The sequence below is a fragment of the Pseudoalteromonas sp. S3260 genome, from assembly GCF_005886925.1.
Taxonomy (GTDB): domain Bacteria; phylum Pseudomonadota; class Gammaproteobacteria; order Enterobacterales; family Alteromonadaceae; genus Pseudoalteromonas; species Pseudoalteromonas tetraodonis.
Window position 1 is genome coordinate 1 of the sequence record NZ_PNCV01000121.1, and the last position, 7,855, is coordinate 7,855.

The window sequence follows — 7,855 nt, forward strand, 5'->3', positions numbered from 1 at the left end:
TTTAATAGCGCTACATTTAATACTTGTGGTTAAATATAGAAAACAATTGTTAAAAGGTGATGTAGGTGATTTTGTAAAACAAAAAATCACTGAAATTGCAGAGCGCTCAGAATTTAATATCGAAGAGATCGAGGTGGACAAAGATCATATACACATATTGCTAACGATCTCTCCCAATATCAGCGTTGCGAGTTACGTTAGGAGAATTAAACAATCTACAACGCAAAGGCTATGGTCGAGATTTAAATGGTTTAAAAAGCAATTCTGGGTTAAAAAAACATTTTGGTCTGACGGATATTTTGTTTGCTCTGTTGGGAATGCGGCTGCTGATACAATTCAAAAATACATTCAAGAGCAGGGCTAACTATTCCGATTCATCCCATCGACACCGCTTCGCGTCGATCAATGGGTTTTCTCGGAAAATTTCGATGATAAAGAGTCAATAGTTACCTAAAAATCGTTCAGGTAAAACTTGGGCATTTACGAATAAATGCCCAAGAACACTACTGATCCCCTTTACTATGCACGAGTCGATAGAGTACAGGCAGCACTACCAGTGTTAGCAAGGTTGACGATATTATCCCGCCGATGACCACCGTGGCCAAAGGCCGTTGCACCTCTGCACCTATGCCCGTATTGAGCGCCATGGGCACAAATCCAAGGCTTGCAACTAGTGCTGTCATTAATACCGGACGCAAGCGAATAAGTGCCCCTTCAACAATGCTATTCACTAATTCTCCGGTTTCTAGCAAACGTTGCTTGATGAAGGACAGCATTACCAATCCGTTTAATACGGCAATCCCAGACAACGCGATAAATCCTACCGACGCGGATATGGATAAAGGCATATCCCTTAACCAAAGAGACATTACACCGCCTGTTAATGCCAAAGGGATACCTGTGAAGATAATCAACGCATCGCGTATAGAACCAAACGCAATTACCAGCATTGTCAAAATCACAAACAACGTAACCGGTACCACAATCGTCAATCGTTGACTCGCACTTTCGAGCTGCTCAAAGGTTCCACCATAGTCGAGCCAATAACCAGCAGGTAAATCTACTTCATCATTAATTCTCGCCTGAGCTTCTTCAACAAAAGTGCCAATATCTCTGTCACGCACATTTGCTGTGACAACAATACTACGTTTGCCATTCTCCCGGCTTATTTGGCTAGGTACTTCTTTAAATGCAAGTGTGGCTAATTCGCTTATTGGTACATGCTCACCAGAGGGCGTGACTATGGGAACGCTCTCAAGCTGAGTGAGTTCATTTCGAATGTCGTCGGCATATCGCACGACAATTTCAAAGCGTCTGTCGCCCTCAAAAATCATTCCAGCGGTTTCTCCACCTGTCGCAGCATTGAGCCATAACTGCAAGTCGGCTATATCCAAACCAAAGCGTGCCAATTGATCAGGCTTTGGTGTGACGGTGAAGATTGGAATGCCTTCTACCTGCTCAAGCCTCGCGTCATCAGCTCCTTCAATCGTTGAAATAACGGTCAAAATGTCAGAAGCAGATGCAAAGAGCGTATCTAAGTCATCCCCAAATAGCCTTATCCCCAAATCTGCCCTTACGCCACTAATCAATTCGTTAAAACGCATTTGTATAGGTTGCGTAAATTCATAATTATTGCCGGGCAAAGTAAACAAGTCCTCTTCAAACGTTTTCACTAACTCAGCTTTTGTCATTGATGGATCGGGCCATTGCTCCCGAGGCTTTAAAATAACAAACGTATCAGTAATGTTTGGTGGCATAGGGTCGGTGGCGACCTCACCCGTACCCGTGCGACCGAATACCGTCTGTACTTGCTCATACTGCATAAGTTTCGCTTCAAGAGTTTTTTGCATTTCAACTGCTTGTTCTACCCCAGTCCCAGGGATGCGTATCGCTTGTACTAAGATATCACCTTCATTGAGCTGGGGAATAAACTCGGAGCCTAATTTACTGCCCATCCATAAACTGCCGACAACCAAAGCACTCGCTGCTACTACCACTAGCCATCTAAAACGCAGCGCTCCGGTTAAAACAGGACGATAGACTGCCTTTGCACCTTTAATAATTGGGCTTTCTTTTTCGCTAATTTTACCTCTCATGAAAATTGCTATCGCCGCAGGCACTACGGTAAAACAAAATACCATTGCGGCAAGCAAAGCCATTATCACGGTCGCTGCCATGGGGTGGAACATTTTACCTTCGACGCCAGTGAGCGTGAACAAGGGGATATAAACAATGGTAATGATCAATACACCAAACAAACTGGGACGTATGACTTCATTAGTGGCTTCATATACAACATTCAGCCTTTCTTTGAGCGGTAGAGTAGCGCCGTTTTGTTTCTGGGATTCGGATAATCGTCTGATGCAGTTTTCAACAATGATAACTGCGCCATCGACAATCAAGCCAAAATCCAGTGCGCCTAAACTCATCAAGTTAGCAGACACATCTGTTTTGACCATGCCCGATATCGTGGCAAGCATTGCCAAGGGTATTACAGCGGCGGTAATAAGTGCAGCTCGCACATTCCCAAGCAAAACGAATAGCACAACGATGACAAGTAAAGCGCCCTCGACGAGGTTTTTCTGCACTGTGTCGATGGTTTTGTCAACGAGGCTTGTCCTATCGTAAACCGCTTCAAGGATTACGCCCTCGGGTAAGCTTGTTTTAATGGTTTCGAGCTTACTGTCCACAGCTTTGGCGACCGTACGAGAGTTTTCTCCCACTAACATCATTGTCGTGCCAATCACTGTTTCTTGGCCATTTAACGTGCCGGCTCCAGAGCGCAGCTCTTTACCGAGGTTGATTTGGGCGATGTCTTGAATTTTTACCGGTACGCCATCAATGATCTTAACAACCACTTGGCCGATATCGTCGATGCCCTTAAGTTGGGCTTCCGATCTGATCAGTACTTGTTGCCCATTTTGTTCTACAAAACCAGCGCCTTGATTCGCATTGTTGCGTTCTAGCGCACTGAGAAGGTCACCTGTACTTATCCCAAAGTTTATCATTGCGACTGGATTAGGATTCACATGATATTGCTTTTCAAATCCGCCTATCGCATAAACCTCGGTCACCCCCTCAACAAGCGACAATTGGGGCTTAATTACCCAATCATGGATCTCCCTTAATGCCATAGCATCATAGGGTTGACCGTTGTCCTGTCGCGCCTGAGGCTCAGCACTTAACGAGTACATGTAAATTTCACCCAAGCCTGTGGAGATAGGGCCCATTTCAGGGGTTAACCCTGTTGGCAATTGCGCCGCGATGGCGGTGAGACGCTCGTTGACGAGATTTCGTGCGAAATATAAATCAGTGCCCTCTTTAAACACGACTGTGACTTGCGACAAACCATAGCGTGATATCGAGCGGGTATACGATAAATTAGGCAAACCGGCCAGCGAGGTTTCAACTATAAACGTTATGCGTTGTTCAGTCTCCAAAGGCGAGTAACCTGGGGTTGCGGTATTTATCTGCACTTGCACGTTGGTGATATCAGGCACAGCATCAATCGGCAATTGTTTGTAACTGTACATACCAAAAAAGGCGACAAACAAGGCGAACAACATCATGACACCACGTCGCTCAATGGATAGACGGAGTATTGGTGCTATCATGTTCTCACCTCACCGTTTTTATGGACTTGGCTTTGCTTTTGACAATAAATGCGCAGGTAATTAGTCATCATCGCCCGCCTCCATTTTTAATAAATCAGCTTTTAGTAGATAGCTATTTTCTACAACGACTTGCTGGCCTATTTGAACGCCCTTCACAATCTCTACTAAACGGTTGTCCGTGTTCCCAAGCTTTACTTGGCGGGGGTAAAATCGCTCCCCTTCTTTGACAAAAACAATGGTTTGCCCATCTAACTCTTGTATTGAACTTTTGGGGAGAGCCAGATTGACTTCTTGGAACCCAATCTGAATATAACCCTCTACCATAGCGCCTAAAGGCCAATAACCACTGCCATTATCAACGTTCACAAACGCGATAGAATAAGGTTTGTCATCAGGTGAGGACGTAATGTGGCTTATACTTGATTGTTGCTGCAATTCCTCAAGCCTTAAAGTGACTTCCATATCAGCGGCAATACGAGTACGTTGTTTGGGGAAAATAGCCAATTGAGCAATTGCGCGAGAGTAATTAGCAACAGAAAGCAGTACTTGACCGTTGGTGAGCTCACCATCATTGGCGTGTCTAGCTATGATTTTTCCAGACATCGGTGAGGTGATTGAGTATTGATTTAAACTCTCGTTTGACTCAATGATTGCCAGTGTGTCACCTTTTTCTACTTTATCTCCAATATTCACCATGATACGTTTTACAACACCGTCGAAGCGGGCACGAATATGACTCAGTGACGCAGGATCATGAACTATCCGCCCAAAGGTTCTGGTTGTGAGCGATAATGTTCCTGATGCGGCCGATGCAGTCACGATATCGTGTTCAAGCATCCGTTCTTGAGATAACACTACGTACTCGGGTCTTTCTTCGGCTTCCTCATCGTCATCATCAGCCAGGGCGACAGAAGCAAACAGTAAAGTAACTAGCATGACTAACATGCCAAGCAAGTCACGTGCGCTAGTAACTAATGTAAATTGTGATTTATTCATTATTTTTTCTCTATTCATTGTGATGATTGAGCAGACGTCGAGGGAGAGTCAGAAAACACAGGAATTCCCGTAAGTGCCTCTAGATCTGCGCTTCGAAGGTGAACTAAGCCTGCGGCTTTTATCATAGTTCGTTGCATATCTATGAGTTGCTGTTGCGTTGTCACCCACTCTATGTAGTTGTAGCGACCACTTTCATAGCCATCCCGCGCCAATTTCAATGCAGATTCCAATGTTGGGACGACATTGTCTTGAAGGGTCGTAACAGTGAGCAAGGCTTGGTCTTTTGCGCTAATGACTTGATTTAATTGGCGAGTGAGTTCACGAATTTTCGCTTGTTTTTGATAGTCTATACTGTCAAGCAATGCGCGCTGTTGTTCGTATTCACCTAGATTCCGCTGCTTGGTATTTAACGGCACCGAAATACTGGCGACTAACGCTGTGTCATCAATTCCCTGCATTCTTCGGATACCGGCTTCCCACGCAATGTCGAACTGCTGACTGGCCTGAACCACTCTCAATCTGGCCTCTTGTACCCGATAGTTATCAGCATAAAGCAGAACGTGTGGATTGCTTTGAAGCTGTGAAAGCATATGTTCAAGTGATAGTGAATTTGGAAACGATAACAGTGTCCCTTCAACTTCCGCAAACGCAGCGTTAGTGTCACCCCACATGATGGCCAGGTCGCGTTTATACTCATTGAGTTTTTGTTCACTTATCAATAACGACAAACGCGCCTGCGACAACGCTGACTCTGCACGTTTTTTCTCAAGTGGTGAAGAAGCCCCCGCTTCAACCCGTGTAGAGACTGTCTGAAGCATTGTGCGAGCCAGCATTTCAGCTCGTTGCTCAGTCTTGTGCAACGCTTGTTGGACAATGACATTGATATATCGTCGAGTTGTTTCACCCAAGATGTCCAGCGTACGAATGCGCCGTTGTGTAAGCAGTTGTGCTTTTTTTGAACTCACCACATTCATTCGGCCGCTGACTTTATCTCCAAGCTCGATGACCGACGATAAGGTCAGTGTCAATTCGGCATCTTTGATACCAGACACTTCGCCTGTTCCCAACACATTATCAACTTCAACCCCAACAGACATTTCAGGTCGTAAGCTGGCCATTTTTGATTCACCATCCAAAGCCGAAGATTTAAATTCGAACACAACTAAATCTGGGTTGTTTGATAATGTGCGTTTGAGCGCATTTTCAAGCGTGATTGAAGACTTTTGCGCATTGGCAGATTGAACAGATATGCTCATGGTTACCAGTGCAGCAGATATCAATTTCAGATACGCTGAGCTAGCTTTTTTTATGCCCAATGGGCGTGAAGAACTCATAAAAGAACCTTTTGTTCATAAGATAACGACATACATGGAAAGCACCCATGCAAACATATAGGAGGGAATGGATTAATGTTGAGGTGGGCGCAAAAGGCCTTCGACTAGGCCGTCAGTGAGGTTGCGGGAATAACTGTATTGATTGGTATATAACGGTTTAGATACGTCATTTATTGGGTGTTGTGCCAGAAACTTAATCTGTCCACATTGACACAGCACACAATGGAAACACTTAGGCTCTTCACTCGACGTATTATCACCAGCATTTACATTTTTTTCGGGAACATCATAAGTGCCTATCGACTTTGATTGTTCAGGGACTGACGATACCTCCGCAGGGTAGTCATCGCATTGAGCGGCGAACGAAAAGCCCGATTGACACATGAGCAAAGTAATAAGTAGCCATGCCAACCTACGCAGTTTTGATGTGCAATTAAAAATTGGCATTTTCTTATCAACTTTGCGCATTAAGCGCTCGCTGTCTTTCATTTCCAGCATCTTCGAGGATCATTTTTGCCCCGCGCAACACAACGCACGAAACTATCACACCGATAACCAGATCAGGCCATCGAGAATCGAGCCAAAACACCAAAACGCCAGCAGAGATAACACCTAAGTTGGCAATCACATCGTTGGCTGAAAATATCCAGCTTGCCCGCATATGCACTTCTTCATTTCTTTGTTTGCGTATGATCACAAGACAAATGACATTAGCAACCAGTGCAACTGCCCCCATAGCCATCATTAGTCCCGATACAGGTTCGCTACCGTAAATTGACCGTCTTACAATATCAATGATAATCAACACACCCAGTGCCATCTGAAAAAAGCCGCTAATTCTAGCCGCATTGGCTTTGTGCAATAGCGATTTACCAATAGCATAAAGGGCAACACCATAGACAACTGCGTCGGCGAGCATATCAAGTGAATCGGCTATTAATGCGGTTGAATCAGCAAGCAACCCGATCCCCATTTCTATAACAAACATTGTCGCGTTTATTCCCAAAAGCCAATACAAAACCTGTCGTTGAGACTGGTCTTTTATTTCAACTTCGCACCCACATCCGCTCATTAGAAACACACTCTTTACTGATGAATAGTATGAGTATAAAGTCTATACTTGGTATAGAGTCAACGGTTAGGAGTAAAAAATGAAAATTGGTGATGTCGCAAAGACGACAGGTTGTAGTATTCAGACCATTCGTTTTTATGAAAAGAAAGGGCTATTGCCTGAGCTCAAGCGCTCAAGTGGAAATTATCGTGTCTACGACAAGGGGACTATTGAACAACTCCTATTTATTAAACAGTGTCGTTCATTGGATATGTCTATCATGGAAGTAAAAACGCTCATGGACAGTCGTTCGAAGCCAGATCAGAGCTGTTCAAATATCAATACGTTAATAGCTAAGCATTTATCAGACGTCATTATTCGCATTGAAGAGCTAAACGCATTAAAGTCATCACTCGAAAATATGGCGTCATCGTGTGACCAAGACAAAACCATTAGGGACTGTGGTATTTTAAATTATTTACACACTTAAAATTGTAAGAAGAACACAATTTCACTGTGCGCGCTCACCTTAACTTGTATCTATCGGCTAACATTCGTCATTTGTATGAACAACTCCCACTAAACGCTGCGCGTTTTGAAGGAGTTTCAAAAAGAAAGCCTAAGCTACCTTTTTAGGCTGGTTCCCAGCCTGAATACCTAACGCCCAGTTTAAGTTAACTTGCGCACTGGCTACATCGCGGGGCTTCTCACAACCACATTCGCATGAGTGCCAGCGGTCTGCTAAGGATTTCTTCTTCTTAGCTCCGCAGTCTGGGCAGGTTTGACTTGGCTTAACTTGCTTTGTTGGTACTTCAACAAATTCGCTACTAGCTTCTTCCGCTTTGTATCGCAGCAAATTA

8 protein-coding genes are annotated in these 7,855 nt (G+C 44.3%); 2 read left to right on the plus strand and 6 right to left on the minus strand.

Annotated elements, in window-relative coordinates; all coding sequences use genetic code 11:
- The coding region (tnpA, locus tag CWC14_RS15970) for an IS200/IS605 family transposase (RefSeq protein ID WP_138563858.1) at positions 1 to 364 on the plus strand (364 nt) is incomplete at its 5' end.
- Positions 365 to 503: 139 nt separating this feature from the next.
- Here tnpA and CWC14_RS15975 read toward each other — a convergent pair.
- The 5 genes from CWC14_RS15975 to CWC14_RS15995 form a co-directional block, all read right to left on the minus strand.
- Positions 504 to 3,614, minus strand: coding sequence for an efflux RND transporter permease subunit (locus CWC14_RS15975; protein ID WP_004588582.1), 3,111 nt, complete (start codon positions 3,612 to 3,614; stop codon positions 504 to 506).
- Positions 3,615 to 3,674: 60 nt separating this feature from the next.
- Positions 3,675 to 4,610: an efflux RND transporter periplasmic adaptor subunit gene (locus tag CWC14_RS15980; RefSeq protein ID WP_036973832.1), complete on the minus strand. Its 936-nt coding sequence runs from the start codon at positions 4,608 to 4,610 to the stop codon at positions 3,675 to 3,677.
- Between the two features lie 14 nt (positions 4,611 to 4,624).
- The gene (locus tag CWC14_RS15985; RefSeq protein ID WP_055022426.1) at positions 4,625 to 5,944 is read right to left on the minus strand and encodes a TolC family protein; all 1,320 of its coding nucleotides are present in this window, start codon (positions 5,942 to 5,944) and stop codon (positions 4,625 to 4,627) included.
- 72 nt (positions 5,945 to 6,016) lie between these two features.
- Entirely contained in the window at positions 6,017 to 6,433 is a 417-nt protein-coding gene (locus tag CWC14_RS15990; RefSeq protein ID WP_227008878.1) for a hypothetical protein, read from the minus strand.
- A complete protein-coding gene (locus CWC14_RS15995) occupies positions 6,399 to 7,016 on the minus strand; it encodes a cation efflux transmembrane domain-containing protein (RefSeq protein WP_004588586.1) in 618 nt (205 codons plus the stop codon). The genes CWC14_RS15990 and CWC14_RS15995 overlap by 35 nt, the downstream gene beginning before the upstream one ends.
- Before the next feature lie 79 nt (positions 7,017 to 7,095).
- Here CWC14_RS15995 and cadR point away from each other — a divergent pair, with 79 nt between their 5' ends.
- On the plus strand, positions 7,096 to 7,485 hold the full coding sequence (cadR, locus tag CWC14_RS16000; protein WP_138563860.1) for a Cd(II)/Pb(II)-responsive transcriptional regulator: 390 nt from the start codon (positions 7,096 to 7,098) through the stop codon (positions 7,483 to 7,485).
- A 129-nt stretch (positions 7,486 to 7,614) separates the two neighbouring features.
- Here the strand turns inward: cadR and CWC14_RS16005 are convergent.
- The coding region (locus CWC14_RS16005) for a zinc ribbon domain-containing protein (RefSeq protein WP_171036866.1) at positions 7,615 to 7,855 on the minus strand (241 nt) is incomplete at its 5' end.

Bases quoted from the DNA above. Each gene is read 5' to 3' on its own strand.
- CWC14_RS15975 (WP_004588582.1), bottom strand. From the start codon at position 3,614: ATGATAGCACCAATACTCCGTCTATCCATTGAGCGACGTGGTGTCATG.
- CWC14_RS15980 (WP_036973832.1), bottom strand. From the start codon at position 4,610: ATGAATAAATCACAATTTACATTAGTTACTAGCGCACGTGACTTGCTT.
- CWC14_RS15985 (WP_055022426.1), bottom strand. From the start codon at position 5,944: ATGAGTTCTTCACGCCCATTGGGCATAAAAAAAGCTAGCTCAGCGTAT.
- CWC14_RS15990 (WP_227008878.1), bottom strand. From the start codon at position 6,433: ATGAAAGACAGCGAGCGCTTAATGCGCAAAGTTGATAAGAAAATGCCA.
- CWC14_RS15995 (WP_004588586.1), bottom strand. From the start codon at position 7,016: ATGAGCGGATGTGGGTGCGAAGTTGAAATAAAAGACCAGTCTCAACGA.
- cadR (WP_138563860.1), top strand. From the start codon at position 7,096: ATGAAAATTGGTGATGTCGCAAAGACGACAGGTTGTAGTATTCAGACC.